The sequence below is a fragment of the Lichenihabitans psoromatis genome (assembly GCF_004323635.1).
Taxonomy (GTDB): Bacteria; Pseudomonadota; Alphaproteobacteria; order Rhizobiales; family Beijerinckiaceae; genus Lichenihabitans; species Lichenihabitans psoromatis.
The window spans coordinates 344,325-370,005 of sequence record NZ_CP036515.1 but is presented as its reverse complement, the minus strand read 5'-3'; the positions used below and the strand labels follow the sequence as shown (position 1 = coordinate 370,005).

Here is a 25,681-nt window from a genome sequence, read left to right as displayed (position 1 = left end):
CGCCTCAATGCGCGTCGCCGCCGCCCTTGCGGGCCGGCCTCTGCATCAGCGGCGTGACGAAGACCAACGCCACGAAAAGCACCGTCAGGGCGAGGAAGACGTCCGCCAGAGACATGACGAGCGCCTCCCGCCGCACCATGCGGGCGAGTTGCTTGGTGGCCGACATCGCCGCATCCGATCCCATCGACGCAAAGGCGCCGGTCAGATTGGTCATCATCTCCTCGGCCTGCACATGTCCCCAGGCGACGCTTTCATGCAGCCGCTGCAAGTGCAGATCCCAACGGTTGTTGATCGTCGTGTTGATCATGGCGAGCCCAACGGCGCCGCCAAGGTTACGCGTGAGATTGAACAGGCCGGATGCGTTCTTGAGCTTATTGGGCGGCACCGTTCCGAGCGCCACATTGTTGATCGGCACCATGGCGGTCATCAATGAAAAGCCGCGCAGCATCTGCGGCACCAACAATTCCCAGAAATCCCAATCTTTCGTGATCAGTGAGGCTTGCCAGGTGCCGATCGCAAAGCCGAGAAAGCCGACCCCGATCATGATGCGCGGGTCGATCTTGCCCATGAGACGGCCGACGATCGGCGCCGCGACAAACATGCATAGACCGGAGACGAACATGGTTTCGCCGATCTGCAGCGAGGAATAGCCGCGCACGTCGGCGAGGTAGACCGGGTAGATGTAGGTGAGGCCATAGAGGCCGATGCCCATCACGAACGAGAAGATCGAGCCCATCGCGAGGTTTCGGTTGGAAAAAACGGTGAGATCGACGATGGGCTGAGGCGCCGTGAAGGCCCGCCAGAAGAAAACGATGCAGCCCACAACCGACGCGGCGGCACTCCAAACGATGACGTTCTCGTCGAACCAGTTTTTCTGCGGTCCCTCTTCCAGCACATATTCCATCGCGCCGAGGAACACCGCCATGCCGAACAAACCCGTCCAATCGAACTTCTGCAGAAGCGACGTATCGGGCTTGTCGAAATCGATCAGGAAATAGGTCGCGATCGTGACGATGATGCCGGGCACCACATTGACCAAGAACAGCCAGTGCCAGGAGAAGAGATCCGTTAGGTAACCGCCGACAGTCGGCCCGATCGTGGGCGCGAGCGTTGCCACCAGCCCGATCAGCGGCGCAATGATCGGCTGCTTTTCCTTCGGGAAGATCATGTAGGACGACGCGAAGACGGTCGGGATCATGGCTCCGCCGATGAAGCCTTGCAGGGCGCGCCACACGATCATCTGATTGATGTCCGTCGCGGTCGAGCACATGAAGCTCATCAGCGTGAAGCCGGCGCACGAAAAGGCAAACAGATAGCGGGTCGAGAAGGCGCGCGACAAAATCCCGGACAGCGGGATCATGATGACTTCGGCGATGAGATAGCTGGTCTGGACCCAGGCAACCTCTTCCGAACTGGCCGAAAGGCCGGCTTGGATTTCGGCGAGCGAAGCCGAGACGATCTGAATGTCCAAGATCGCCATGAACATGCCGAACACCATGAAGATGAAGGTGATCAGCTTGCGTGTGTCGAGCCCCGGGGCCGCCGCGGCGGGCGTGGGCGTCAGCGCCGCAACGGGGCGCGCCGCGATGCTGACAGTCGACATCGGATCAATCCGCCTTGCTGGTGTGCTGACGCACAGCCGACGCGACAGCGTCGAGGCCGAGAGCGGTCATCAGCGAGGGCTGCGGCTGATTTTCGTCGCGGGTATGAACTTCAACCTCCACCGACAGCCCCGGCCGCAGCAGACGCTCCTCGGCAACGGCGGTCGGGATCTTGATCCGCACTGGAATGCGCTGCACGATCTTGGTGAAATTGCCGGTCGCGTTCTCAGGGGGGAGCATCGAAAATTCCGCCCCAGATGCCGGTGCGACGCTCTCGACCTTACCCTCGATGGTGCGGCTCGAGAACGCATCCGGCTTGATCGTCACCTTCTGTCCGGGCTTCAGCCGATCAAGCTGAGTCTCTTTGAAATTGGCTTCCACATAGGCGCTGTCGAGCGGCACCAAGGCCAGCAAACGCGTGCCGGTCTGCACATATTGGCCAGGCTGAACGGCCTTGTTGCCGATCATGCCATCAAACGGAGCCTTGATGATCGTGAAGTCGAGGTCGCGCTGCGCCCGGGCCAGCGTGGTGCCGAGCTCCGCCCGCACTTTCTGGGCTTCGAGCTTCTGGGCCTGCAACACGCCGACGTTCGCCTCAGCCGACGAGAGCGCTGCGACGGCGCTCGCCACCGCCGCCGCACTGCGGTCGCGGTCGGTCAAGGCTTGATCGAGCCGCTGCTGCGTCCCGTAGCTGCTCTGCATCAGGCTGCTGGCGCGTTGATATTCGGTCACGGTCCGCTGCGCTTCGGCTTTGGCCGAGAGAAGCTGCGCCTTGGCCTGATCGATCATGGCGTTTTGAGCCGAGACCTGTTGGCCGATGCGAGCGATGGTCGCATCCTGCGTGTCGATGCGGGTTTGCGCGCTATCGACCGCGATCTTGTAGTCCCCATCATCGATCGTGGCGAGGACCTGGCCCTTCGTCACGTGAACGTTGTCGACGATCGGCACCGTGGTCACGTAGCCGCCCACCTTCGCGGCGATGATCGACATGTCGGCTTTGACATAGGCATCATCAGTCGACACGAGGAAGCGGCCTTCGACGAACCACTTGTAGCCTTCGTAGCCGCCACCGGCGACGGCCGCCAGCAGCACAAGCGGCAGCACGACACGGCGTCGCTTCTTCTTGGGTGGAAGGACCTGACCCGTCATCGCGACAGAGCTTGGTGCCTGGGTCGCGTTTTGCACCACGACTTCGCCGCCCATCGGCACGGTCTGTGCAGCGCCGACCTCAGCCGACGTTTCGGTAGTAGGATGTTCCGGCATGCCGTGCTCCAACACATGTGATCGAACAGCACGGATTGACTGAACCGTTCGGTCATTTGCATTGACTTAGCGGGTCTTCGTTCGTAGATCAAGACTGACTGAACCGTTCGGTCAAACAATTTGGAGCCGACGTGAGCCTCGTATCACCACCGCAGCGACCGTCCGACGACGGGCCCAAGGGGCGTGACGAAGGCGCGAAACGCCGTCAGATCGTCGACGGCGCGCGCGAGGTTTTCCTGCAGGACGGTTTCGACGCGGCCAGTATGAACGAGATCGCGCGACGGGCCGGTGTGTCGAAGGGCACGCTCTACGTCTATTTCGACAGCAAGGAAGCCTTGTTCGAGGCGTTGATCCGCGAGGACAAGCGCGAGCAGGCCGAGCAAATGTGCCGTTTCGATCACCGCGATGCCGATGTCGCGACCACGTTGCAGGCTTTTGGTGAACGGTTGCTGGAGCGCATGTTGCGTCCGAGTTCGGTGGCGCATCTTCGGATCGTCGCTAGCGTCGCGGCCAAATTTCCGAGTATTGGACGCGCCTTCTACGAGGCCGGGCCAGAAATCGGCCAGACACGCCTCGGCGACTATCTGCGGGCGCAGGTCGATAAAGGCGTGATCTCGATCGACGATCCGGTGCTCGCAGGCGGCTTTTTCTGCGACATGTGCAAACACTTGCTCCTGCCGGTTCTGCTTTGCGTTCAGCAGACGCCGACAAGCGAGGACATCGCGCGTCATGTCACGGCCGTGGTGGCGGTGTTCATGCGGGCCTTCCCACTCACCGATGCGAAACGCTGAGCGTCGGCGCTATCGCAAAAGTATGCTCGGTCCACGCAAAGCGCTGACCGTCAGCGCCGCCGCAAGACCATCGGCATCCCGCCTTTCGGCCGCAGCGAGATGCGCTGGATCGGCATAACCTCGTGCCCTCTGGCGAGGTCCAGCCGGAACGATCGGATGATGGTGGCCAGCATGGTCACGGCCTCTTGTGAGGCGAAGGAGGCGCCGATACAGACGCGCGGCCCAGCCCCGAACGGCAAGTAGGCGAACCGGTCGATTGTGCCTCGCGCCTCGGGCAAAAAACGCTCCGGCCGAAAATTGTCGGGCTGCTCCCACAGCAGTTTGTGCCGGTGTAGCACCCAGGGTGAGATGATGATCCCGGTTCCCGCCTTGATGCGGATATCGCCGATCTGATCGAAGTCTCGCGCCTCTCGGCTGATCGTGGCCGCAGGTGGGTAAAGCCTGAGGGCTTCGTCGAGCACGGCTCGCGTCTGGACCAATTGATCGAGCACGCCCGGCGCCACGATGCCGTCCGGCAACAAGGCATCGACCTCCTCCTCGACACGACGTCGCGCGTCGGGCGCCTGGGACAGCAGATACAAGGCCCAGGTCAACGCGTTGGATGTTGTTTCATGGCCTGCCGCGATGAAGGTCATGACGTTGGCCCTCACCTCGAGTTCACTGAGGCCGGCGCCGGTCTCAGGGTCGGCAGCTTCGAGCAACAAGGTCAACAGGTCCCGTGGCGCGGAGGCGGGATCAGCCTTGATCTGCGCCTGCCGCCGCACGACCATCGCGTCGATCGCATCCTCGAAGAAGGTCAGGGTCGGGCGGGACTGCCATTTCCCGACACGGGGCACCCACTCGGGCGCATCGAGCACGTCGAGCGGGTCGAGCTTGCCGATCACGTCGAGGTAGCTGGTGACCGCCCTCGCGAATTCGTCGGTGGTCCGCGTCAAGCCGTCCGAAAAGATGGTCCGCGCCAGAATGCGAAGCGTGCCGCGCGCCATCTCATTGGCCACATCCACAGTGCGGCCATCACGCTGCCGTCGCCACCGATCGACGAGGTTATGCGCGACATCGGCCATCGTGCCCTGAAATCCAGCGACGTTGCGCGGCGAAAATAACGGCGCCATAGCGCGCCTTTGGCTCCGCCAAAGCTCGCCCTCGGCGAGCAGAAGGCCTTTGCCAAGCCCTTGGGACAGCATGCGCTGCTGCAGGTCGCCCTTCCAGTAATTCGCCGCATTATCGACCAGCACATGCCGGATCAGGGCGGGATCGCTGAATACCATCACGCGGCCGAGGAGCCCGGTTCCGCCCACGACTTTCTCGGTGAAGTGCCGTTTGGTCCAGGTTGTCATCGGATTGTCGCGCAAGGCGCGAAGCAACTCGAGAGGGCCGAGAGGCTGGTCGAGTGGCACAGGGCCCGGCGCCCGTGGGGCGGGACGGCCCTGCCGTGTTTTCAGCGCGATGTCGGATTGCACAGACGTAAAGGTCAAGGCCGAGCCCCCGTCGAAAACTAGATCCTCTACCTAGATAGGGCTCACGGCTGACTTTGCGCCTCGGTCGCTCGAGACGTTTCCGCACAGCGTGCCGCCGAACACGGTTGCGGCCAAGGAATGGTTCGGCTATGGCTCAAACCTTAGTCGTCGGGGTGCCTGGGCGTGAGCCAGGCTGAGACTTCTCGCAAGCCGAGAAAAACCCGTTGAACCTGAACCGGGTCATGCCGGCGGAGGGAACGCGAATGTCGAGGGCACCCCTCTCGAATCTTGTCACTCGTTCACGAATGCTGCCTCGTTTTGTCCCGGCCATAGCTGCGGGGCGCACCGCCCGCCGCGCTGTGCCGATCGCTGGCATCGTTACGGGTTGCGGCGTGCTGTTGGCCTGGGAGCTCGCGGTTTGGCTCTTCGCCGTTCCGGCTTTTCTGCTGCCCGCGCCAAGCCGCATCGCCGTGACGCTGGCGACCCGCTGGTCCATCATCCTGCCCGAGGCTCTCGTCACCTTCGGCGAAATGATCGGCGGCTTGCTGATCGGCTCCGTCTTCGGGATTGCGGCTGCGCTGCTGATGGCGGGATCGCCACGCCTCGAGCGCGCCGTCGGGCCGCTGCTGGTCGTTTCGCAAGCCCTGCCGGTGTTTGCCATCGCGCCGCTGCTGGTGGTCTGGCTTGGTTTCGGCCTCGCCTCGAAACTGGCCATGGCGGCGCTCATCATCTTCTTCCCGGTGACCACGACCTTTTTCGAGGGGCTGCGCCGAACCGATACCGGCTTGCTCGATCTCGGCCGGCTCAATCGCGCTGGCCGACTGCAAACCTTGCTGCTGATCCGCGTGCCTTCCGCACTTCCCGCGCTCGCCTCCGGTCTTCGGGTCGCAGCGGCGGCCGCACCCATCGGCGCCATCGTCGGCGAGTGGGTCGGCTCGTCCTCCGGCCTCGGCCTGCTGATGCTGCATGCCAATGCACGCATGCAGACCGACCTCGTCTTCGCGGGTCTGACGATCCTCGTCGTTTTTTCGATCGCGCTTTGGGGCGCCGTCGGCCTGCTGACACGGCGCCTGGTCTTCTGGGCGCCCGACACCCTGTCGCCCTTCAATCCTCAAGGAGAGTAATGTGTATCGAAATCTTCTCATTGCGCTGGCGCTGCTGATTGGCGTCGGTTGGTCGACCGGCTCCGCGCGGGCTGACGACAAACTGACCGTGATCCTCGATTGGTTCGTCAACCCCGACCACGCCGCGATCGTGATCGCCAAAGAGGGGGGCTATTTCAAGAAGGCCGGGCTCGACGTGACGCTGATCGAACCCGCCGACCCGGCAACGCCCCCGCGTCTTGTTGCGGCCGGGCAGGGCGACATCGCCGTCACCTATCAGCCGACCTTCTACCTCGAGGTGAAGGACGGCATGAACCTGCAGCGCGTCGGCGCCGCCATTGAGACACCGCTCAACACGCTGATCGCGCTGGAAAGCGGCCCGATCAAGACCCTGGCCGACCTCAAGGGTAAGACGATCGGCTATTCGATCGCCGGCTATGAGCAAGCCCTGCTCGAGACTTTGCTAAAGACGGCTGGGCTGACCCTCAAGGACGTGAAGCTCGTCGACGTCAATTTCGCGCTGACCCAGGCGCTCGTCAGCGGGCAGGTCGATGCTGTGATCGGGGGTTACCGCAATTTCGAGCTCACCGAAATGAAGCTCGCGGGTCATCCAGGCCGTGTCTTCGATCCCGAGGATTATGGTTTCCCGCCCTATGACGAACTGATCTACGTGACGACGCCCGAGAAGGCGAAGAGCCCGGCCGTCCGCGCCTTTCTGGACGCCACCGAGCAAGCAACGCTGTATATTCTCAACCATCCCGACGACGCCTGGGCCATGTTCATCAAGGCCTATCCGAAGCTTGATGACGACCTCAACCGGCAGGCCTGGAAGGACACGGTTCCGCGGCTTGCAGCCAGCCCCGCCGCCGTTGACCCGGAGCGCTACATCCGCTTCGCCGAATTTTTGAAGGCCAAGGGGCTGATCGACAAGGTCGAGCCGGTGGAGCGCTACATCGGCGCGCGATGAATCATCGTCGCGCGTGACGATCGAAGAGGGCGCGTCGGGATCGTTGTCGGGTGAATGGCGTTGTCTCGCCATGACAAACCAGACCCTGACACCGACCCGCGCCCTCGTTCTCGGCGGTGGCGGCCCGATCGGCATCGCCTGGCAACTTGGCGTCATTGCCGGGCTGGCCGATAGTGGCGTCGATCTGCTTCAGGCCGACAAGGTGATCGGAACCTCGGCCGGATCGGTGGTCGGGGCGTTGTTGTGTTCTGGCCGCCCCCCGAGCGAGCTCTACACGACCTTCGTGGAGGTGGCGCGCAGGGGAGAGCACGCCGACCCGGATATCGTTTTCGTGGCCGAGGATCTCGCGCCGCTGATCCAATTCATCATGCGAAAGCCGCCTAGCGGTTACGCCGATACGGCTTTGCTGAGCGAAATCGGCGCTTATGCGCTGGCCTCGAAGACCGTCGGCGAACAGCGTTTCGTTGCCGGAATAGCGCGGTTGCTCCAACCCGAAAAGCCGGGGTCCTACCAGATCTTGTCCAACCAGACTTGGCCGGCGCGTTTTGCCTGCACGGCCATCGACGCCGAAACCGGCCTATTCCGCGTCTGGGACGCAACATCCCGCGTCCCGCTCGACCGGGCCGTGGCGTCGAGTTGCGCCGTGCCGGGCCTTTATCCACCTGTGACGATCGGGGCCACACGCTATTTCGACGGCGGGATGCGCTCTCCGACCAATTCCGATCTCGCGGCCGGGTGCGACGAGGTGGTGATGCTCGCCGTCACGGTCCTGCCATTTGCCGATCACATGGCCCATGCGGCGCGGCACGAGGCTGAGCAACTTGGAGTGCGCAAGTGTCGCCTGATCGTGCCGGACCAAAAGTCGCTTGAGGTTTTCGGACCGAATCTCATGGACCGCAATCGCGGTGCGGAGGTCGCGTTGGCTGGCTTTGAACAGGGACAAGCTGAGGCTGCTCGTCTCGGGATCGGCTGAGCCGCGGCCGCTTTCGGATCACGAGCCTTCCAACAGCACCAACGACAAAACCGCGCGGCCTGAGCCACGCGGTTCAATCAAATCACAGGTCAAACAACGGCTCTCTCACGAGGCGCGTTGACTTAGGATGCGGCAGCCTGGTTCAGAGCCTTCGCCTTGCGGGCGAGGCGCGACACCTTACGGGCAGCCGTGTTCTTATGGATAATGCCCTTCTGGGCAGCGCGCATCACGACCGCTTCGGTCTTGATGAGGATCGGACCAACAACCTTGGCGTCGCCAGCCGTCAGAGCCTCTTCCGCCTTACGCAACTGCGTGCGCATCAGGCTCCGTCGCGCGCGATTGACGCGGGTGCGGCGCTCGATTTTACGGACGGCTTTTTTGGCCGAGGAGGTATTCGCCATTGAGTTTGCCTTGGACGGAGGGCTCGTCAGCGAAAAACCCGCGAACGATAGCCGAATGAAGACGGTGCCTTGCGGCCCGAAGTGGGGCGCATATAGACGCAAATCCGCGGTGCCGTCAATCGGCGACGGAGGCCGTCCGCAGATCAGATCACGCCATGCGCCAGGAGCCAGGCGCCGATCGGATGCGTCGGCGCGATCGATAGCCGAACGGCGAGGACGCAACAGACCGTGATGAGCAGAGGCCGGACCAAGCGCGTGCCGTGCCGGATCGTCATCCACACGCCAATCCGGGCGCCGACGAATTGTCCGACCCCCATCGCGATCCCGACCCCCCAGACGATATGGCCCGACAACGCCAGCACCAGAAGACCCGCGATGTTGCTGGCGAAATTCGCGAGCTTCGTATGGGCTGTGGCCTTGAGCAGCCCGAAACCGAGCAGGCTGACGAAGCCGATCGTGTAGAACGAGCCGGCACCCGGGCCGAATACCCCGTCGTAGAAGCCGACAAGCGGCACGATCGTCGCAATAAACCACGGGCGTGGCATCCGCTGGTGCACGTCGAGATCGCTGATCCGTGGCGACAGCAGAAAATAAAGCGCGACGGCCGCGAGCAGGAACGGGAGCGCGATCGTGGCCGCGTCGCGTGGGATGTAGGTCAGCGTGAACGCGCCGATGAGAGCGCCCGACATGGCCGCCACCGCGATGGGCCACATTGTTTTAAGATCGATCCGGCCCGCGCGCGCAAACGCCAGGGTCGCCGACCCTGACCCGAAACTGCCTTGCAGCTTGTTGGTCGCGACCGCCGTCAGCGGATCGAACCCTGCCAGCGCCAGCGCCGGCACGGTCAAGAGGCCGCCGCCTCCTGCGATCGAGTCGATGAACCCCGCCGCGACCGCGACGGCGAATAATCCAAGGATGAGATCCACCTGACTAGGCCTGCGAGTCTTGGGTCGACATCACCAAGGCCGCCTCTGGCTCGGCTGGCTCGGCGGGAACGATCTCGAGATGTTCGTCGCCCCAGGACTTGAGCGCGTTGATGACCGGCTCGAGGCTTTGACCAAGTGGCGACAGCCGGTATTCGACCTTTGGCGGCACTTCGGCATAGACGGTGCGAATCACGAGGCCGTCGCGCTCCAACTCGCGCAATTGATTGGTCAACATCCGCTGCGTCGCGTGGGGAAGCTTGCGGCGAAGCTGGTTGAAGCGAAGCGTCTCCGCCTGCAAGTGAAACAGGATCACGCCCTTCCACTTGCCGTCGATAAAGGCGAGTGCTCCCTCGACGGGGCATCCCGGCGAGCAATCGAAACGAGCATGGCGCGGGCGGGGCATAGTATCCTTTGTGATCCTATGGGCGGTTTATGTGCGTACTTGCCCGTCTTATCCGAAGCGCGACATGGACACTATCGCAAGTTGAGGAGCCTCCCATGCGTGCAGTCGCCTATACCGAACCGTTGTCGATCGATCATGAAACGGCGTTGATCGACGTCGACATGCCGAAGCCGACGCCGATCGGGCGCGACCTGTTGGTCGAGATCAAGGCGGTGTCGGTCAATCCCGTCGATACGAAGGTCCGGCGGGGCGTGAAACCCGAACCGGGGACACCCAAGATCCTGGGGTGGGACGCTGCCGGCATCGTGGTGGCGACCGGACCCGAGGTGTCGCTGTTCAAGGTGGGCGACGATGTGTTCTACGCCGGAGCCATCGATCGACCCGGCACGAATGCTGAATACCATCTTGTCGACGAGCGGATCGTCGGGCCGAAGCCCACCTCTCTCGATTTTGCAGAGGCCGCCGCGCTGCCGCTTACCGCGATCACGGCCTGGGAGGTCTTGTTCGACCGCCTCCGCGTCAACGATCGGCAAAAACGCAAAGGGGACGCGATCCTCATTATCGGTGGCGCTGGTGGCGTGGGTTCGATCGCGATCCAACTGGCGCGGTTGCTCACCGACTTGACCATCATCGCGACCGCATCGCGGCCGGAAACCCAGGAGTGGTGCCGGGACCTCGGCGCCCATCACGTCGTAAACCACAATGTGCCGCTTGCGGCCGAGGTGGCAAAGCTCGGGATCGGTGCCCCCATCTTCGTGTTTTCCACGACCGGAACCGAGGAGCATCTCGCCGACATTGTCGAGCTCATCGCACCCCAAGGCCACCTTTGCGTGATCGACGATGCCAAGACGCTCGACGTAATGGCGTTCAAGCGCAAATGCGTGGCGTTGCATTGGGAGCTGATGTTCACCCGCTCGCTGTTCCACACGCCCGATATGATCGCCCAGCACGAGTTGCTGTCAGAGGTGTCGCGCCTCGTGGATGCGGGCAAGATCCGCACCACGCTGAACCAGACGCTCGGTCCAATCACCGCCGTCAACCTTCGCAAGGCTCATGCGTTGATCGAGACCGGACGCACGAAAGGCAAGATCGTTCTGGCTGGCTTCTAGCCGAGCCAACGAGCGATGCCGCGATCCGGTGGGGAGCAAACGAGGGCGTGAAGAATGGACTATAGGCAACTTGGGCATTCGGGCCTGAAGGTCTCGGTGCTGACCATGGGCACCATGACGTTCGGCGGTCAGGGCGAATTCGGCAAGGTCGGGTCGACCGATACAGCCGGGGCGAAGCGGCAGATCGACATGTGCGTCGAGGCCGGCATCAATCTGATCGATACGGCGGATGTCTATTCGCGTGGGGCCTCCGAGGACATCGTCGGCGAGGTCGTGGCCGGCAAGCGCGATGATCTGCTGATCGCCACCAAGGCGCGGTTTCCGATGGGCGATGGCGTGAACCAGCGTGGTCTGTCTCGATACCATCTCGTCAATGCCTGCGAGGCCAGCCTGAAGCGGCTTCGCACCGACCGGATCGACCTCTACCAACTCCACGAGTGGGACGGGCTGACACCGCTTGAAGAGACGCTCGAGGCGCTCGACATGCTGGTCCGCTCGGGCAAGGTTCGTTACGTCGGCGCGTCGAACTACTCGGGCTGGCATCTGATGAAGGGGCTCGCGATCGCGGCGCGCGACAAGCTTCCGCGCTTCATCAGCCAGCAGATCCATTACACGCTCCAGGCACGCGAGGCCGAACAGGAGCTGATTCCCATCACGCTCGATCAGGGCCTTGGTATCATGGTCTGGAGCCCGCTTGCGGGCGGTCTGCTGTCGGGCAAATATCGGCGTGGTCAGCCGCAGCCCGAAGGCCGCAAGCTGAACGAGTGGAGCGAACCGCCGGTCCATGACGAAGGCAAGCTCTACGACATCGTGGATGTTGTGGTCGACATCGCGGAGAAGCGAAGCGTGTCCGGCGCTGAAGTTGCGCTCGCGTGGCTCCTCGGCCGCCCCGGCGTCAGCACCGTCATCGTCGGGGCACGAACCGACGACCAGCTGAAGAGCAATCTGCGTGCCGCCGACCTCAAGCTGTCGGAGGAGGAGCGCGGTCGTCTCGACACCGTCAGCCAGATGCCGCTCGCCTATCCCTATTGGCATCAGGCGCAGACCGCCAACGACCGACTCGGCCCCGCCGATCTGTCGCTGATCGGACCGCATCTCAAGTCGTAAACCTTCGCTCGACTGGCCCATGCCCCGCTTTTCCGCTAAAAGCGGGGCATGACCTTTCGCTCCATTTACGCTCACGGTTTCGTGCGGGTCGCGGCCTGCACGATCGACACCGCCCTCGCCGATCCCGATCGCAATGCCACATCCATTCTCGACGTCGCACGTCAGTGTCACGATCGTGGCGTCGCGGTGGCCTTGTTCCCCGAATTGAGCCTCTCGGGCTATGCAATCGACGACCTGCTGCTGCAGGATGCGCTGCTGGATGGCGTCGAGGCGGCGCTATCCCGGCTCATCGATGCATCGCGGGCGATGCTGCCGGTTCTTTTGGTCGGCGCCCCCTTGCGGCACGTAAACCGCTTATACAACTGCGCGATCGCCATCCACCGCGGGCGCATTCTGGGCGTGGTGCCGAAAGTCCATCTGCCGAATTACCGCGAATTCTACGAGCACCGTCATTTCGCCTCTGGCCGAGGCCTGGAAGGCGGTCTGATCCGCATCGGCCCGCATGAGGCGCTGTTCGGTCCCGATCTTCTGTTCGTGGCCGAGGACGTGCCGGGCCTGTCGATCCACGTCGAGATCTGCGAGGATCTCTGGGTGCCGACGCCGCCGAGCTCCTCCGGCGCGCTTGCGGGCGCGACCGTGCTGTTCAACCTGTCGGCCAGCAACATCACGATCGGGAAGGCGGAAACCCGCCATCTCCTGTGCAAGGCGCAATCGGCCAGCTGCCTCGCGGCCTACGTCTATGCGGCGGGCGGATCAGGCGAGTCGACCACCGATCTCGCCTGGGACGGGCAGACCTCGATTTATGAAAACGGAGCCGTTCTGGCCGAGACGGATCGCTTCCCGGCCGGCGCCCAATTCGCCGCCGCCGACGTCGATCTCGATCTCTTGCGACAGGAGCGCGCCCGCCAGGGCACGTTCGACGACAATGCGCGGGGCGAGGCCGTGTGGCCCGACAGCTTTCGGCGCGTCACGTTCCGGCTCGAACCGCCCAAAGGCGACATCGGCTTCAAGCGGCCGATCGAGCGGTTTCCGTTCGTGCCGTCCGATGGGGCGCGGCTCGCCCTGGACTGCTACGAAGCCTATAACATTCAAGTGTCGGGCCTGCGCCAGCGCCTCCGCGCCATCGGGGTCAAGCGGATCGTCATCGGCGTCTCGGGGGGCCTCGACTCGACCCAGGCGCTGATCGTGGCGGCGCGGGCCTTCGACCTTCTCGGTTTTCCGCGCACCGATATCCTGGCCTATACGATGCCGGGCTTCGGCACGGGCGACGCGACCAAAACCAACGCCCACCGTCTCATGGCAGCGCTCGGCGTCACGGCGCACGAGCTCGACATCAAACCCGCCTCGAACCAGATGCTGGCCGATCTCGGCCATCCGTTTTCCCGCGGAGAGCCGGTCTACGATGTCACATTCGAGAATGTGCAGGCGGGACTGCGAACCGACTATCTGTTTCGCCTGGCGAACTTCCACGATGGCATCGTGATGGGCACGGGTGACATGTCCGAACTGGCGCTCGGCTGGTGCACCTATGGCGTGGGGGACCAGATGTCCCACTATAACGTCAATGCCGGCGTGCCGAAGACCCTGATCCAGCATCTCATTCGCTGGGTCGGTGCGTCGGGGCAATTCAACGACGAGGTCAAGCAGATGCTGGACGAGATCCTCGGGACCGAGATTTCGCCCGAACTGATCCCGGTCGAAGCGGGCGGAGCGATCCAAAGCACGGAGGCCAAGATCGGTCCATACGCGTTGCAGGATTTCAACCTGTTCTACACACTGCGCTACGGCTTCCGACCATCGAAGATTGCGTTTCTGGCCTTGCGGGCCTGGGAGCGGGTGGAAAATGGAGGGTGGCCGCCGGGATTCCCGGAGGATCTGCGCCGCGCCTATGACCTGCCCGAGATTCGCGCGTGGCTGAAGGTGTTCGTGCAGCGCTTTTTCGGCTTTAGCCAGTTCAAGCGCTCGGCGATGCCGAACGGCCCAAAGGTCGTGGCGGGCGGCTCACTGTCGCCGCGGGGCGACTGGCGCGCACCATCGGACGGCAATGCGCGAGTCTGGCTCGACGACATCGAGCGTCATGTGCCGGAAGCGTAAAGTCGCTCGACCGCAGACGACCGTTCAGCAATCCGCTTTCCGGGACGCGGGATCGACCGCGTCGGGGCTATGCGGCCGTGGGATGTCGGGCGTATGGGCCGCCTGTGCGAAGCGTGTCGCTTGCTCGGGCGTCGCGTCCGTCTGATGCAACGTCTTCCATTGCTCGTAGGGCATGCCGTAGACATGTTCCCGCGCCTCGGCCTTGCTGACCGACAGTCCCCGCTCACGTGCCGCATCCTCGATCCAATTCGACAGGCAGTTGCGACAGAACCCTGCGAGGGTCATGAGGTCGATGTTCTGAACGTCGCTCCGGCGCAGCAGGGCGGTAAGGCGGCGGAAAGCGGCGGCTTCGAGTTCGGTGCGGGTCGTATCATCCATCGTCATGGCAAGGTCTCCTCTAGGCGCGGGCGGGGCAGATCGGCATGCGGGACGGGCCGAGGCGGTTGACCGGCCCGGCTCGGATGGTGGGACACGACATGAAGAGGCGCCTTGGCCAGGATCGGGCCGAGAAGGCGCGCCAGTCGTTCGCCCCAGGTGGCGGCGGTCTGCGGCGTCGCGATGAGATCCTGCCGCACCTCGATCAACACATTGGCGAGACCGCGTCGGGTCGCATGAGTGTCGATCGTGTCGCCGGGCAGGGCCCCGTCGTAAGGCTCGTTGTCGCCGACCCGGTCGGACGCGGGTTGCAGATCCGGCTCATGAGCCAGCGCGTCGAGCAGGGGCTTGGTCAAGCGGGGATCGGCATCCCACAGCAGCCCGATGTGCCAGGGGCGGACGTGCCCCTTCAGGCTCGGGGTGAAGGAGTGCATCGATACGATCGCCGGAACGATGCCGGTCGCCATCATGCGGTCGAGCGTCTGATCGATCTGGTCGCGGTAGGGTTGCCAATAGGTGCGGCGGCGATGCTCGATTTCGGCCGCGTCGATCCGTGCATTGCCCGGCACGATCGCACCGTCCGACAAGCGCATGACGAGCGTGGGATCCTCGGCCCCGCGATTGGGGTCGATCAGCAGCCGCGAATAGGTGGCGAGCAGGGCCGGCGCGTCGAGCAACTCGGCCATGCGGCGCGTCGCGTCCGCGGCCCCGATATCATAGGCGATGTGCCGCTCGAACTCGCCGGCGGGCAATCCCAGATCGCCGTAGCGGGTCGGCAGCGCGTTGGACGCATGGTCGCAGAGCAACAGCAGACCGCCATCGAGACGGCCGTCGATCGCAACGACCGGAACGTCGGGGTAGGCATGACGCATCAATCGAAACACCTTGTTGTGACCGACGTCTGATCTCTGCCACGGCGGAATGGGACCAGCTCACAATAGTCACGCCCTCGCCAATCTGCCATAGAGACCTCTCGCCGCCGCGTCGTTCTCCCGCCATCGAGACGGCCGTCGATCGCAACGACCGGAACGTCGGGGTAGGCATGACGCATCAATCGAAACACCTTGTTGTGACCGACGTCTGATCTCTGCCACGGCGGAATGGGACCAGCTCACAATAGTCACGCCCTCGCCAATCTGCCATAGAGACCTCTCGCCGCCGCGTCGTTCTCCCGCCATCGTCCCTTTGCCCGCAAGGCCGTTCATGCGTTCCGTATCGATGCGTTCCGGTCGTGCCGCGCCCGTCGCGGCCTTGCTGCTTGGAGCGCTTGCGATGGGCATTTCGCCGATCTTCGTGAGGCTGGCGGAGGTCGGGCCATTCACCAGCGCGTTCTGGCGCATCGGCCTCGCGATGCCGCTGCTCTGGACCTGGATGACGCTGTCCGAGCGCAACCGACCGGTCGGGACATCCAAACCCGTGTCCTTTCCGCGCGCCACGGTCCTGGCCGGCGTCATCTTCGGCGCCGATCTCTTCTTTTGGCACCTCTCCATCGCCCATACGACGATCGCCAATGCGACATTCTTCGCGACGGCGGCCCCGGTCTGGGTCGTCGTCTTCGGTTGGCTGTTGTTCCGTCAACGCGTGACCTCGGCGGTCATGATTGGGCTGGGTCTCTGCCTCGTCGGGGGCGCCGCGCTCGTGATCCAGAGCATGCAGGTCGATCTGTCGCGTCTGCAGGGTGATGCCTATGGCGTCATTACCGGCGTGCTGTTCGGCCTATACTTTCTTGCGGTCGGTGCGGCCCGCCGCACGTCGAGCGCCGCACGCGTCACGTTTGAACTCAGTCTCATCGCGGTCGCGATCCTGTTCGTCGCGGCGCTGGTTCTCGACCATGATTTCCTCCCCAAACACGCAAGCGGCTGGGCGGCCCTGTTGGCGATCGCCTGGATCAGCCATGCGGGTGGTCAAGGCTTGCTGTCGATCGCGCTCGGGCAATTGCCTCCGGTTTTTTCGTCGTTGGTGATTTTTCTCGAAGCCATTGTGGCGGCCCTGTTCGCCTGGGCGGTGCTCGGTGAAGCGGTGACCAGCGTGCAGGCGATTGGGGGCGCCTTCATCGTTCTCGGGATCTGGATCGCGCGTCCACGCACCCCCGCCGTAACCGAAACCTCAGGCGGTTCGTCGCTTCGCCATGTTGTCGACCAGGATCGCGTGTTCAAAGACGCAGAAATCAAATAAGACGAGCCCCATGAATCGCTTTCACCTTCTGGCTCTCGCGGGCGCGCTTGCGTTCGGATGCCCTGTCGCCGCTCATGCGGACTTTCGCCTCTGCAACAACACATCGAGCCGGGTCTCGATCGCGCTCGCCTATACGGATGGGCAAGCGTGGCTGACCGAGGGTTGGTGGAACCTGAAAGCCAACGTCTGCGAGACGCTTTTGCGAGGTCCCCTGGCGGCTGAATATTACTACGTGTATGGCATGGACGAGGGTGGCGGCGAGTGGAAGGGTAAAGCCTTCATGTGCACGCGCGACCACGAGTTCCGGATCGAAGGCCGCCAGGATTGCTTCGTGCGCGGTTTCGATCGGACTGGCTTCTTCGAGGTCGATACCGGCAAGGATTCCAAGAACTGGACCGTGCAACTAACCGACCCGGTCAATCCCGGGGCGCCTAAACCCTAACAAGCGCGGCCAACAGGACGCGCCGACAACCGAGCGGATCATCGCAAGACCGGGCACCATGGGCCGGGTCGATCCTGCTCCAATCAAGAGGCCGAGTATGAGACGCCACCGCCGTGTGAAGATCCTGGCGACATTGGGTCCTGCATCGTCCGATCGGGCCATGTTGGCCAAACTGTTCGAAGCCGGCGCCGACATCTTCCGCATCAACATGAGCCATTCGACGCATGATGCGATGCGCGATCGCATTCGAATGATTCGCTCGCTGGAAGCCGATTTCGGCCGCCCGATCGGGATTCTTGTCGATCTGCAAGGCCCCAAGCTTCGCGTCGGCCAGTTCAAGGACGGCGGGGTCGAGCTTGTGAAGGGCGCGACCTTTGTGCTCGACAGTGATCCCACGCCCGGCGACATTGATCGCGTTCACCTGCCGCATCCCGAGATCCTGCGGGCGCTACGGCCCGGCCATGTCATGTTGATCGATGACGGCAAGATCAAGCTGCACATCACCGAGTCCACGCCCGAGCGCTCGGTCGCGGTAGTCGATGTGGCGGGTCGGATCTCGAACCGGAAAGGGGTCAGCCTGCCCGATACGGAAATCCCGGTCTCCGCCATGACCCCGAAAGACCGCTCCGACCTTGACGCGGCTCTGAACGAGGGGGTCGATTGGATCGCCGTGTCGTTCGTGCAGCGGGCCGACGATGTGGCGGAGGTCAAGAAGATCGCGCGCGGCCGCGCCCTGGTGTTGGCCAAGATCGAGAAGCCGCAGGCGATCGCTCGCCTCGACGAAATCATCGAGGCGTCGGATGCTCTCATGGTGGCGCGCGGTGATCTCGGCGTCGAAATGCCGCTCGAAAAGGTGCCTGGTCTTCAAAAGCGCATCACCCGCATGGCGCGCCGCCTCGGCAAACCCGTGGTGGTCGCGACCCAGATGCTGGAATCGATGATCTCGTCCCCGGTGCCGACCCGCGCCGAAGTGTCGGACGTGGCGCAGGCCGTATTCGAGGGCGCCGATGCGATCATGCTGTCGGCCGAAAGCGCCTCGGGGCAATTCCCGATCGAAGCGGTCGCGACGATGAACCGGATTGCCGAGGAGGTCGAATGCGATCCCCTCTATCAGACCATCATCTCGGCGCAGCGTACCCCGCCTGAGGCGACCGGAGCCGATGCGATCGCCTACTCGACGCGGACGGCTGCCGAAACCCTCGACCTCAAGGCGATCGTGGCCTGGACGTCATCGGGCGTGACCGGGCTTCGCATCGCGCGCGAACGACCCAGCATCCCGATCCTCGCGCTCACCCCGAACATCGACGCCGCTCGCGGCCTGTCGATCGTCTGGGGCGTGCACGCGCTGGTGACCGACGATGCGCGGGACGTCGACGACATGGCCTTGCGGGCCTGCACGGCGTCGGTCGACGAGGGCTTTGCCTCGAAGGGCGAGCGCATCGTCATCGTGGCGGGCGTTCCATTCGGTTCGCCGGGTGCCACCAACATGATGCGTCTGGCTTTCGTCTAACCGTTGCGACGCGCCAGCCGGAGTTGAACGGTTTTGGTTGCGCCGCGTTGATGATCAGAACGGCCGGCAGATGATCCTCTGCCGCCCGCACTGAAAGGAAGCATCATGCGGTTCATCATCATGTCGGCGGCGGCCCTTTGTCTCCTCGGTTCGGCTGCGACGGCTCAGGCCGGCTGCATCACCGGTGCCATCGTTGGCGGCGTAGCCGGTCACATGGTCGGCCATGGCGGAGTTGGCGCGGCGGCCGGTTGCGCGGTTGGCCACCACAACGCCAACAAGAAGAAGCAGCAGCAAAACGCGCAGCCGAAGTAAACGTCTGTTCGACCTGCCGATTGAAGCCGTCCCATCTGGGGCGGCTTTTTTGTTATCGCTCGATCACGCAGGCGATTCCCACCGATCGAGCCAGCCGCCCTTCGACAGAAGATGAATCGCCTCATCGACCCGGCGGAGCGCGTCCGCCTCCAACGTCCCCGGATCATCGCCGACGAGCGCACGCATCTGGTGCGGCACGAAGGTGATCTCGATGAATTTCGCCGCGACCGGCATCGCGGCTTCGATGGCGTCGGCCTCGTGCGACGCATCACCGACGATCGCTTCGGCGATCCGACGAACGCCTCGATCCCGTCCGATCCGGTCCGTCAAGACCGTGAGATCGGGAAGACGATAGGCTGTCGTCATGACGACCCGCATGAAGGCCACGATTTCGGGGCGAAGCGCATGGGTCAGGATGCTATGTCCCACCGCACGTAAGCGTGCGTGCAGAGGGAGATCGAGCGGAACCTCGCCCGACGGCGTCAGTGAGCCCTCGACATTGCGACGCACGACAGCGGCGAACAGCTCTTCCTTGTTGGCATAGCGCGCGTAGATGCTGGCTTTGCCGGCGCCGGCCTCGACCGCGATCTGCTCGCAACTTGCCGCCTCGAACCCGAGACGCAGAAAAAGACGATGGGCGGCGTCCAAGATCCGTCGATCCACCTCGCCAACCTGCTCGACGGAGGGTCGGCCACCTCGGCGCCGCTTGGTGGTCTTGGTTTCTTCTGAGGAGGTATTTTCCGCTTGCATCGCCGGATCACATACGCCATCAAGCGCCAGAATAAAACTGAACGATGTCGTTCAGTTTTGGCTTGAGAGGGAAATCGGCATCATGAGCGACACTGTTCAGACCGTCGCTCTTGTCGGCGCGACAGGCGACTTGGGTCATCGGATCGCAGCCGCTTTAAGTCGGAAGGGCGTGGTGGTCCAGGCGCTGATCCGGGTCGGCACCTCGGGCGAGAAACAAGCCCGACTCCGCGCCACGGGCGCGACGCCTGTCGAGGTCGATTTCGGAAATGCCGCGGCGCTGAAAACCGCACTCACGGGTGCGGCTTGCGTCGTCTCGTCCCTGAATGGGCTCGAGCCGACCATCCTTGGCCTGCAGGGCCGTTTGCTCGATGCAGCCGTCGCGGCGGGCGTGCCGCGCTTCATCCCGTCCGATTTCTCGCTCGACTTCACCCGGACGCGTCCCGGTGACAATCGCAACATGGACCTGCGACGCGCCTTCATGGCGCGTATCGATGCGTCGCCGATCCACGCGACCTCGATATTGAACGGCGCCTTCGCGGATTTGCTGACGGGTGAGGCTCCGATCGTTCTGCCCAAAATCCGTCGCATCCTCTACTGGGGCGATGCAGATCAAGCTCTCGACTTTACGGCGAAGGACGATGTCGCCGCTTACACGGCGGATGCAGCATTGGATGCCGCGGCGCCCCGCTTTCTCCGCATAGCCGGAGATGTCGTGAGCGCGCGCGATCTTGCGATCACAATGCAGCGGCTGACCGGTGATCCCTACAAGCTGTTTCGTGCCGGCGGCATCGGGCTGCTGAGCGCGGTCATTACGATAGCCCGGACGCTCACCCCGAAAACCGACACGCCATTCCCAGTGTGGCAGGGAATGCAATATATGCGCGACATGTCGAGCGGTCGCGGCAAACTCGCGTCCCTCGACAATGATCGTTACGGCACGAGGGCCTGGACGCGTGCCGAAGACGTGCTTGCCCCCTTCGCCGCATCAAACCCGGAGCCTCGTCGATGACGGCGGAGCCAAGGCCCCACGCGCGAAACTCCGTTCGCTGCGCTAGGGACGGCGCACAGGATCGACGGCGCCACCTGTCGCCTCAGCGCGCCACGAGATCGGGCGCGCTCGAATGCGGGACCCGGACCGACGCATAGGCCCGGATCGGACCGAACTCCGTCGGCGCGCGGGCGTCGAGATTGATCCGTCCCTCAACGCGGCTATGGGTAAGATCCCGTCCTGTGAGTTTCGATGGCGCGGTGCGAGGGCGCACGATCGTCTCGGCTCGAACGTCGCCTGAAAAACGCAGGCAGGTCGAACTCCCAGGGATCGCGATGCCAAATCCGGCACAATCCTCAAGCGGCAGGATCGCCGAGGCCTTGAGCGGGCTGCGCTCCGCCGCTCCGGCCGTGATGGGGCAGAGCAGAAGCAGAGGCCCGGCTAAGATCATGCGGAACAGGAGTGTCATCGGTCGTCCCTGAGTGTCGCCGACCCTTCTTTAATCCATGCTGCGCCGTCACGATATCTCTTCCGACGAGGTGCGCCTCACGGGCGCCATCGTTGCTTGCGCCTGTGCTCTCGCCTATGGATCAGCCGGCGTCATCGTGGCGCAACAGCCTTTAAGGATCGAATCAATGAGTTTTAGGGTCGCCGTCGTCGGCGCCACCGGCAATGTCGGACGCGAAATTCTCGACATCCTGGCCGAGCGGGCCTTTCCGATCAGCGAGGTCGTGGCGCTCGCGTCCAGCCGTTCGCTCGGAACAGAGGTGTCGTTCGGCGACAAGACCCTGAAATGCAAGGTGCTGGACAATTTCGATTTCTCCAAGACCGACATTTGCCTGATGTCCGCCGGTGGTGAAATCTCCAAGGCCTGGTCGCAGAAAATCGGCCAGCAAGGGTGTGTCGTCATCGACAATTCCTCCGCGTGGCGGATGCATGCCGATGTCCCATTGATCGTGCCGGAGGTGAATGCCGACGCCATCAAGGGGTTCAGCAAGCTCAACATCATCGCCAACCCGAATTGCTCGACCGCGCAACTCGTCGTCGCGCTCAAGCCGCTGCACGACAAGGCCAAGATCAAGCGCGTCGTCGTCGCCACCTACCAGTCCGTTTCTGGCGCCGGCAAGGAAGCGATGGACGAACTCTTCGCGCAGACCCGCGCCGTCTTCGTGTCGGATGCTCTCGAAACCAGGAAGTTCCCGAAGCGCATCGCCTTCAACGTCATTCCGCAAATCGACGTCTTCATGGAAGACGGCTCGACCAAGGAAGAGTGGAAGATGATGGTCGAGACCAAGAAGATCCTCGATCCCAAGATCAAGTTGAGCGCCACCTGTGTCCGCGTGCCGGTGTTCATCGGCCATTCGGAGGCCATCAACATTGAGTTCGAGAACCCGATCTCGGCCGAAGAGGCGCGGGACATTCTGCGCGAAGCACCGGGATGCCTCGTGATCGACAAGCACGAGCCCGGCGGCTACATGACCCCGCACGAGGCGGCCGGCGAGGATGCGACATATATCTCGCGCATCCGCGAAGACCCGACGGTCGAGAACGGCCTTTCGCTCTGGTGCGTCTCCGACAACTTGCGGAAAGGCGCGGCTCTGAATGCCGTGCAGATCGCCGAGGTGCTGGTGAACCGCAAGCTCATCACCCCGAAGCAAGCCAGCGCGGCTTGATCGTTGAGGGCGGCCCCGGCCGCCCTTGCGGACAGGACAGTTTGCCGGTCGGTCTGGTCCGAACGGCGACAATCGCTTCATAGTCGCGGGGGTCTCGATGATCGGACGAATTCTGTTGAGCGGCTGTGCGGTGGCGGTGGTCTTGTCTGCCGCACCGGTCGAGGCGCAGCAGGTCGGACCCACACCCGCGCCATTCATCACGACAGAGGGGCAGGCCACCGCCGAGATCACGCCGGATACGGCAACCGTTTCACTCGGTGTCGTCAGTGATCGGCCGACCGCGACAGCCGCGACAAGCGATGTCGCCAAGGCAGCGCAAGCCATCGTCGACCAGATCACGGCCGATGGGATCGATGCGAAAGACGTGACCACGACCTCGATCGCGTTGACCCCAATTTACCCTGACGACGTCGCGCTGGCGAGATCGACCTCACGCGCACCGCGCTCGTTTCGCGCCTCGACCGATCTCAGCATCACGGTTAAACCAGCGACGCGAGCCGGCGCGATCGTGTCGCATCTGGTCGACAAAGGCGCTAATTCGATCGAGGGGATCGCCTATACGTCGAGCCAGCAGGCCAAGCAGCTCGACGATTTGAAGGCCGATGCGACGCGGGACGCGATGCGGCAAGCGCAAATCTACGTCGGGGCGCTCGGGCTGCGATTGGGGCGAGTTCTCGAGATCGTACCGGGCAACACCTCGGCCGACACGCCGATGATGGCCTCGAAAATGGCGCGCTCGACCATCATGGCGGCTCCTGCGCCCCCAATTCCAGTCGAGCCCGGCGCTCTCACACTGCGGGCGACCGTCAGCGTGCGGTGGGAAATCCTTCAGTAGCGATCAAGCGCCCGCTTCGGCGCGGGCCTTCAGCGCCTTATTCATGTCGCTCAAGCCGCTTTTCACGGCCTGCTCGGTCACAAGACTCGCAAAGGCGGCAAACGGACCACCAAACGTCTGGACCTGCGTGACCGTGCAGCCACCCTCGGTCCGCGCAATCCGCATCACGTGATCGCGATCGAAGAGGCCCGTCGCGATAAAATGGCTCCGCCACATCAGCTCAGCCTCGGGCCTCACCGTGACGATCTCGGCCCGGACCGGTACCGACGGAGCGCCGAGGATCTTGATGTGAACCGTCACGATGTCGCCGACTGTCGCGACGCCGTCCACCGCGGTCAGGAACGGATTCCAGTCCTTATAGCGCAGAAAGTCCGTCAGCACGGACCAGACCGCAGAAGCATCGGCGTTGATGTCGATGGCGGATTCGATCGTGCTCATGGCTTCATCCCGACGTGTTGAACCCGACGCGTTGACGGTCCGCAAACCTTCGACAATCACAGGCTTCGGAAGAGGAGGGCGGGAGAACGGGACGATCAGACGAGAAACGTGGTGCGGGCGGTCGGAATCGAACCGACAATCCTTTCGGAACCGGATTTTGAGTCCGGCGCGTCTACCAGTTCCACCACGCCCGCTCACGTCCTCGGTCGTCCGACGACTGCCGCTTCAGCGACGGTCGGCTCGAACAACCATTCCTTCGTCTAACCGACCATCACGACAAAATCAAACCCTGATGGAGTGATTTTGGCTCAATTGAAATCGAGACCGTCACGCGGGCCGCTGGCCCCATATCGGCTCCGCGTGGGTCCGGGATCGTCGGGAGCACCAGCGAGCGGAAACACGACAGAGCGATAGCCTTGGCGCTTGATGGGGGGCGGCAAATAAGCGGCTTCGACGGGGCCGGTGGGGAGCACCGGTGGGGGCAATTCACCAGCGATCGGACGTTCTGGGATCGGCGTGGTGCTGTCGTTACTCGGTGCGGCAGAACTGGACTGCTCGATCGAGCGCGTAGGACCATCCGCTTCGGGTGGCGTGCCGGGGCCACTCTGTCGATCATGCGGGAGCGCCATGCGGCGTTGCTCGGGCGCGCTCAACTGTTCGTTCGGTATTTCCCACACAAAGGCATCGATCCTGCCCGACGCGGGCGAGACGGGCGCCCACGTGTCCGAAATGATGCCATCGGCGATCCAGGCCGGATCATGTGGGGCGCGGGCGGCACGCTGCAGCCACTCGAACAAGGCGCCGGTTTCGCCATGTTCCGCTTCCTCGATATCGGCCATCATCAGACAGGTCCGGGCCGTCGGACGACTGCCCTCCTCGCCGTTGATGAGCGGCGCCATAATCTGTCGCGCCTTGTCGAACTCGCGCGCCTCCAACGCCGCCCGCGCGACGATCAAACGGCTCTCCGGCTGACCCGCGGCGCGTTTGGCCAGCGTCTCGGCACGACCCAGTCGATCCAGAGCCGAATCGCCGACGCGCGCATTGATGTAGGCCGCGGCGAGGTCCGGATGCGGCGTTTCCGCATAGGCGGTTTCGATAATTTTCGCGGCACGCCGAAGGTCGCCCTTGCTGGCCAGCAAACGTCCAGCCAAAGCGGCGGCCGGAACCAACGTCGGGGCCACGCGAAGAGCCTCGCGCGCAAGCCGGATGGCCTCGTCTGGGCTCCTCTCGGCACAGTCCTGAGCGATGGCGGTCTGCAGGACGGCGCGTTGGCGGTTGGCGGTCGGCCGGTCGATCAGGCCGCCTCCCGCGTTGCGCTCCACGGCTGCGAGCGCGCCTGCCCAATCGCGTTGAGCGGCGCGATGTTGCAGCACGGCCTGCCCGGCCCAGGGGAGCGACGCCACTTTTTGGGCCTCGGACGCGAACATATAGGCCGCATGGTGGTCGCCTTTGCGATGCGCCTCCATATGCAGACCGCGCAAGCCGAGCGCGCGGGTCTCGCTCGTGTCGAGCATCTGCGTGAAGATCGCCTGCGCCGCATCGCGATCCCCCGCAAGCTGCGCGGCTTGCGCCTTCAGCAACAACGTCATGGGATCGCCTTGCATGAACCGCCCGGCCTCGGCGGCATGACGCTTGGCCGCAGCGGCGTCACCCGAGCCCACCGCGACCATGCCGCGCGAGAGGGCCTTGAGGCCGCGATTGCGACGGCGGGTGCGGCTGGCGACCGACAAGACAGCAGGCACATTGAAGACGAATCGAATGATCGCCCACGCGATCATCAGAACGACAGCGAGCACCAGCACCGCCAGCAGGCCGACGAGAGTTGAAAACTGGTAATCCTGGCCGCCCCAGGTCACCAGCACGGTGCCGGGATGGTCGGCGAGCCATGTCGCACCGAGGGCCAGCACGGCCACGACGACGAAGAAGACAAGCGCACGGATCATCGGGGTCCAACCTTGCTGGTGTGCGGTCTCGTCTTAAGGGAGCGC

25 protein-coding genes, 1 tRNA gene, 1 pseudogene and 1 riboswitch are annotated in these 25,681 nt (G+C 63.6%); of the genes and pseudogenes, 14 read left to right on the top strand and 13 right to left on the bottom strand.

Translation table 11 applies throughout. From position 1 onward, the window contains the following. Positions 1–4 precede the first annotated feature (4 nt). Together EY713_RS01805 and EY713_RS01800 are read right to left on the bottom strand one after the other, a co-directional pair. Positions 5–1,603 (bottom strand): DHA2 family efflux MFS transporter permease subunit, encoded by a 1,599-nt coding sequence (locus tag EY713_RS01805; RefSeq protein WP_131113296.1) that lies wholly within the window; start codon positions 1,601–1,603, stop codon positions 5–7. Between the two features lie 4 nt (positions 1,604–1,607). Further along, positions 1,608–2,864 (bottom strand): HlyD family secretion protein, encoded by a 1,257-nt coding sequence (locus EY713_RS01800; RefSeq protein ID WP_131113295.1) that lies wholly within the window; start codon positions 2,862–2,864, stop codon positions 1,608–1,610. A 131-nt stretch (positions 2,865–2,995) separates the two neighbouring features. Between EY713_RS01800 and EY713_RS01795 the strand changes: the two genes are divergently transcribed. Continuing rightward, a complete protein-coding gene (locus tag EY713_RS01795; protein ID WP_131113294.1) occupies positions 2,996–3,655 on the top strand; it encodes a TetR/AcrR family transcriptional regulator in 660 nt (219 codons plus the stop codon). 50 nt (positions 3,656–3,705) lie between these two features. On the opposite strand, the gene EY713_RS01790 is transcribed toward EY713_RS01795, so the two are convergent. Further along, the gene (locus EY713_RS01790; RefSeq protein WP_245572853.1) at positions 3,706–5,130 is read right to left on the bottom strand and encodes a cytochrome P450; all 1,425 of its coding nucleotides are present in this window, start codon (positions 5,128–5,130) and stop codon (positions 3,706–3,708) included. A 141-nt stretch (positions 5,131–5,271) separates the two neighbouring features. Then, a riboswitch (TPP riboswitch) is annotated at positions 5,272–5,386 on the top strand. 31 nt (positions 5,387–5,417) lie between these two features. Between EY713_RS01790 and EY713_RS01785 the strand changes: the two genes are divergently transcribed. From EY713_RS01785 to EY713_RS01775, 3 genes are all read left to right on the top strand, one after another. Further along, on the top strand, positions 5,418–6,236 hold the full coding sequence (locus EY713_RS01785; protein ID WP_131113293.1) for an ABC transporter permease: 819 nt from the start codon (positions 5,418–5,420) through the stop codon (positions 6,234–6,236). Between the two features lies 1 nt (position 6,237). Next, positions 6,238–7,182: an ABC transporter substrate-binding protein gene (locus EY713_RS01780; protein WP_131113292.1), complete on the top strand. Its 945-nt coding sequence runs from the start codon at positions 6,238–6,240 to the stop codon at positions 7,180–7,182. Positions 7,183–7,252: 70 nt separating this feature from the next. Continuing rightward, positions 7,253–8,155: a patatin-like phospholipase family protein gene (locus EY713_RS01775; protein ID WP_131113291.1), complete on the top strand. Its 903-nt coding sequence runs from the start codon at positions 7,253–7,255 to the stop codon at positions 8,153–8,155. Positions 8,156–8,277: 122 nt separating this feature from the next. Here the strand turns inward: EY713_RS01775 and rpsT are convergent, their stop codons facing one another. From rpsT to EY713_RS01760, 3 genes are all read right to left on the bottom strand, one after another. After that, positions 8,278–8,556, bottom strand: a complete 279-nt coding sequence (gene rpsT, locus EY713_RS01770; protein WP_131113290.1) for a 30S ribosomal protein S20 — start codon at positions 8,554–8,556, stop codon at positions 8,278–8,280. 143 nt (positions 8,557–8,699) lie between these two features. Further along, positions 8,700–9,482 carry a TSUP family transporter gene (locus EY713_RS01765; RefSeq protein WP_131113289.1) on the bottom strand — a complete coding sequence of 261 codons (783 nt, stop codon included), beginning with the start codon at positions 9,480–9,482 and terminating at the stop codon, positions 8,700–8,702. A 4-nt stretch (positions 9,483–9,486) separates the two neighbouring features. After that, the gene (locus tag EY713_RS01760; RefSeq protein ID WP_131113288.1) at positions 9,487–9,885 is read right to left on the bottom strand and encodes a winged helix-turn-helix transcriptional regulator; all 399 of its coding nucleotides are present in this window, start codon (positions 9,883–9,885) and stop codon (positions 9,487–9,489) included. Between the two features lie 95 nt (positions 9,886–9,980). On the opposite strand from EY713_RS01760, the gene EY713_RS01755 reads away from it, so the two are divergent. From EY713_RS01755 to EY713_RS01745, 3 genes are read left to right on the top strand one after another with little or no spacing between them, the layout of a single operon-like run. Then, a complete protein-coding gene (locus tag EY713_RS01755) occupies positions 9,981–10,994 on the top strand; it encodes a zinc-binding alcohol dehydrogenase family protein (protein WP_131113287.1) in 1,014 nt (337 codons plus the stop codon). Positions 10,995–11,048: 54 nt separating this feature from the next. Further along, positions 11,049–12,101, top strand: a complete 1,053-nt coding sequence (locus EY713_RS01750) for an aldo/keto reductase (protein ID WP_131113286.1) — start codon at positions 11,049–11,051, stop codon at positions 12,099–12,101. A gap of 48 nt (positions 12,102–12,149) precedes the next feature. After that, positions 12,150–14,195 carry an NAD(+) synthase gene (locus EY713_RS01745; RefSeq protein WP_131113285.1) on the top strand — a complete coding sequence of 682 codons (2,046 nt, stop codon included), beginning with the start codon at positions 12,150–12,152 and terminating at the stop codon, positions 14,193–14,195. Positions 14,196–14,294: 99 nt separating this feature from the next. Here the strand turns inward: EY713_RS01745 and EY713_RS01740 are convergent. Both EY713_RS01740 and EY713_RS01735 read right to left on the bottom strand, forming a co-directional pair. Continuing rightward, a pseudogene (locus tag EY713_RS01740) lies at positions 14,295–14,579 on the bottom strand (DUF1244 domain-containing protein); the annotation flags it as partial. Then, positions 14,576–15,442, bottom strand: coding sequence for an N-formylglutamate amidohydrolase (locus EY713_RS01735; protein ID WP_131113283.1), 867 nt, complete (start codon positions 15,440–15,442; stop codon positions 14,576–14,578). The gene EY713_RS01735 and the pseudogene EY713_RS01740, both read right to left, overlap by 4 nt. Before the next feature lie 331 nt (positions 15,443–15,773). Here EY713_RS01735 and EY713_RS01730 point away from each other — a divergent pair, with 331 nt between their 5' ends. The 4 genes from EY713_RS01730 (at position 15,774) to EY713_RS01715 (ending at position 19,009) form a co-directional block, all read left to right on the top strand. Next, the gene (locus tag EY713_RS01730) at positions 15,774–16,745 is read left to right on the top strand and encodes a DMT family transporter (RefSeq protein ID WP_131113282.1); all 972 of its coding nucleotides are present in this window, start codon (positions 15,774–15,776) and stop codon (positions 16,743–16,745) included. A 10-nt stretch (positions 16,746–16,755) separates the two neighbouring features. Continuing rightward, entirely contained in the window at positions 16,756–17,187 is a 432-nt protein-coding gene (locus EY713_RS01725; protein WP_131113281.1) for a DUF1036 domain-containing protein, read from the top strand. A gap of 97 nt (positions 17,188–17,284) precedes the next feature. Next, a complete protein-coding gene (gene pyk / locus EY713_RS01720; protein WP_131113280.1) occupies positions 17,285–18,697 on the top strand; it encodes a pyruvate kinase in 1,413 nt (470 codons plus the stop codon). Positions 18,698–18,802: 105 nt separating this feature from the next. Beyond that, positions 18,803–19,009 carry a hypothetical protein gene (locus EY713_RS01715; protein WP_131113279.1) on the top strand — a complete coding sequence of 69 codons (207 nt, stop codon included), beginning with the start codon at positions 18,803–18,805 and terminating at the stop codon, positions 19,007–19,009. Between the two features lie 63 nt (positions 19,010–19,072). Here the strand turns inward: EY713_RS01715 and EY713_RS01710 are convergent, their stop codons facing one another. Next, positions 19,073–19,759, bottom strand: a complete 687-nt coding sequence (locus tag EY713_RS01710) for a TetR/AcrR family transcriptional regulator (RefSeq protein WP_131113278.1) — start codon at positions 19,757–19,759, stop codon at positions 19,073–19,075. A gap of 82 nt (positions 19,760–19,841) precedes the next feature. On the opposite strand from EY713_RS01710, the gene EY713_RS01705 reads away from it, so the two are divergent. Beyond that, positions 19,842–20,768 (top strand): NmrA family NAD(P)-binding protein, encoded by a 927-nt coding sequence (locus EY713_RS01705; protein ID WP_131113277.1) that lies wholly within the window; start codon positions 19,842–19,844, stop codon positions 20,766–20,768. A gap of 82 nt (positions 20,769–20,850) precedes the next feature. On the opposite strand, the gene EY713_RS01700 is transcribed toward EY713_RS01705, so the two are convergent. Next, a complete protein-coding gene (locus EY713_RS01700) occupies positions 20,851–21,216 on the bottom strand; it encodes a porin (RefSeq protein WP_131113276.1) in 366 nt (121 codons plus the stop codon). 166 nt (positions 21,217–21,382) lie between these two features. Here EY713_RS01700 and EY713_RS01695 point away from each other — a divergent pair, with 166 nt between their 5' ends. Beyond that, on the top strand, positions 21,383–22,420 hold the full coding sequence (locus EY713_RS01695) for an aspartate-semialdehyde dehydrogenase (RefSeq protein ID WP_131113275.1): 1,038 nt from the start codon (positions 21,383–21,385) through the stop codon (positions 22,418–22,420). Between the two features lie 97 nt (positions 22,421–22,517). After that, positions 22,518–23,255, top strand: a complete 738-nt coding sequence (locus EY713_RS01690; protein WP_131113274.1) for an SIMPL domain-containing protein — start codon at positions 22,518–22,520, stop codon at positions 23,253–23,255. Positions 23,256–23,258: 3 nt separating this feature from the next. Here the strand turns inward: EY713_RS01690 and EY713_RS01685 are convergent, their stop codons facing one another. The 3 genes from EY713_RS01685 to EY713_RS01675 form a co-directional block, all read right to left on the bottom strand. Next, positions 23,259–23,693 (bottom strand): SRPBCC domain-containing protein, encoded by a 435-nt coding sequence (locus EY713_RS01685; RefSeq protein ID WP_131113273.1) that lies wholly within the window; start codon positions 23,691–23,693, stop codon positions 23,259–23,261. Between the two features lie 109 nt (positions 23,694–23,802). Then, positions 23,803–23,887: transfer RNA gene (locus tag EY713_RS01680), tRNA-Leu, on the bottom strand. 114 nt (positions 23,888–24,001) lie between these two features. Beyond that, a complete protein-coding gene (locus EY713_RS01675; protein ID WP_131113272.1) occupies positions 24,002–25,636 on the bottom strand; it encodes a heme biosynthesis protein HemY in 1,635 nt (544 codons plus the stop codon). Positions 25,637–25,681: the final 45 nt, after the last annotated feature.

What these genes read in the sequence shown, in the direction of transcription:
- EY713_RS01805 (WP_131113296.1), bottom strand. Translation starts at nt 1,603, where the DNA reads ATGTCGACTGTCAGCATCGCGGCGCGCCCCGTTGCGGCGCTGACGCCC.
- EY713_RS01750 (WP_131113286.1), top strand. Translation starts at nt 11,049, where the DNA reads ATGGACTATAGGCAACTTGGGCATTCGGGCCTGAAGGTCTCGGTGCTG.
- EY713_RS01690 (WP_131113274.1), top strand. Translation starts at nt 22,518, where the DNA reads ATGATCGGACGAATTCTGTTGAGCGGCTGTGCGGTGGCGGTGGTCTTG.
- EY713_RS01785 (WP_131113293.1), top strand. Translation starts at nt 5,418, where the DNA reads ATGCTGCCTCGTTTTGTCCCGGCCATAGCTGCGGGGCGCACCGCCCGC.
- EY713_RS01725 (WP_131113281.1), top strand. Translation starts at nt 16,756, where the DNA reads ATGAATCGCTTTCACCTTCTGGCTCTCGCGGGCGCGCTTGCGTTCGGA.
- EY713_RS01685 (WP_131113273.1), bottom strand. Translation starts at nt 23,693, where the DNA reads ATGAGCACGATCGAATCCGCCATCGACATCAACGCCGATGCTTCTGCG.
- EY713_RS01710 (WP_131113278.1), bottom strand. Translation starts at nt 19,759, where the DNA reads ATGCAAGCGGAAAATACCTCCTCAGAAGAAACCAAGACCACCAAGCGG.
- EY713_RS01730 (WP_131113282.1), top strand. Translation starts at nt 15,774, where the DNA reads ATGCGTTCCGTATCGATGCGTTCCGGTCGTGCCGCGCCCGTCGCGGCC.
- rpsT (WP_131113290.1), bottom strand. Translation starts at nt 8,556, where the DNA reads ATGGCGAATACCTCCTCGGCCAAAAAAGCCGTCCGTAAAATCGAGCGC.
- EY713_RS01760 (WP_131113288.1), bottom strand. Translation starts at nt 9,885, where the DNA reads ATGCCCCGCCCGCGCCATGCTCGTTTCGATTGCTCGCCGGGATGCCCC.
- EY713_RS01715 (WP_131113279.1), top strand. Translation starts at nt 18,803, where the DNA reads ATGCGGTTCATCATCATGTCGGCGGCGGCCCTTTGTCTCCTCGGTTCG.
- EY713_RS01755 (WP_131113287.1), top strand. Translation starts at nt 9,981, where the DNA reads ATGCGTGCAGTCGCCTATACCGAACCGTTGTCGATCGATCATGAAACG.
- EY713_RS01775 (WP_131113291.1), top strand. Translation starts at nt 7,253, where the DNA reads ATGACAAACCAGACCCTGACACCGACCCGCGCCCTCGTTCTCGGCGGT.
- EY713_RS01700 (WP_131113276.1), bottom strand. Translation starts at nt 21,216, where the DNA reads ATGACACTCCTGTTCCGCATGATCTTAGCCGGGCCTCTGCTTCTGCTC.
- EY713_RS01800 (WP_131113295.1), bottom strand. Translation starts at nt 2,864, where the DNA reads ATGCCGGAACATCCTACTACCGAAACGTCGGCTGAGGTCGGCGCTGCA.
- EY713_RS01735 (WP_131113283.1), bottom strand. Translation starts at nt 15,442, where the DNA reads ATGCGTCATGCCTACCCCGACGTTCCGGTCGTTGCGATCGACGGCCGT.
- pyk (WP_131113280.1), top strand. Translation starts at nt 17,285, where the DNA reads ATGAGACGCCACCGCCGTGTGAAGATCCTGGCGACATTGGGTCCTGCA.
- EY713_RS01745 (WP_131113285.1), top strand. Translation starts at nt 12,150, where the DNA reads ATGACCTTTCGCTCCATTTACGCTCACGGTTTCGTGCGGGTCGCGGCC.
- EY713_RS01695 (WP_131113275.1), top strand. Translation starts at nt 21,383, where the DNA reads ATGAGTTTTAGGGTCGCCGTCGTCGGCGCCACCGGCAATGTCGGACGC.
- EY713_RS01675 (WP_131113272.1), bottom strand. Translation starts at nt 25,636, where the DNA reads ATGATCCGTGCGCTTGTCTTCTTCGTCGTCGTGGCCGTGCTGGCCCTC.
- EY713_RS01705 (WP_131113277.1), top strand. Translation starts at nt 19,842, where the DNA reads ATGAGCGACACTGTTCAGACCGTCGCTCTTGTCGGCGCGACAGGCGAC.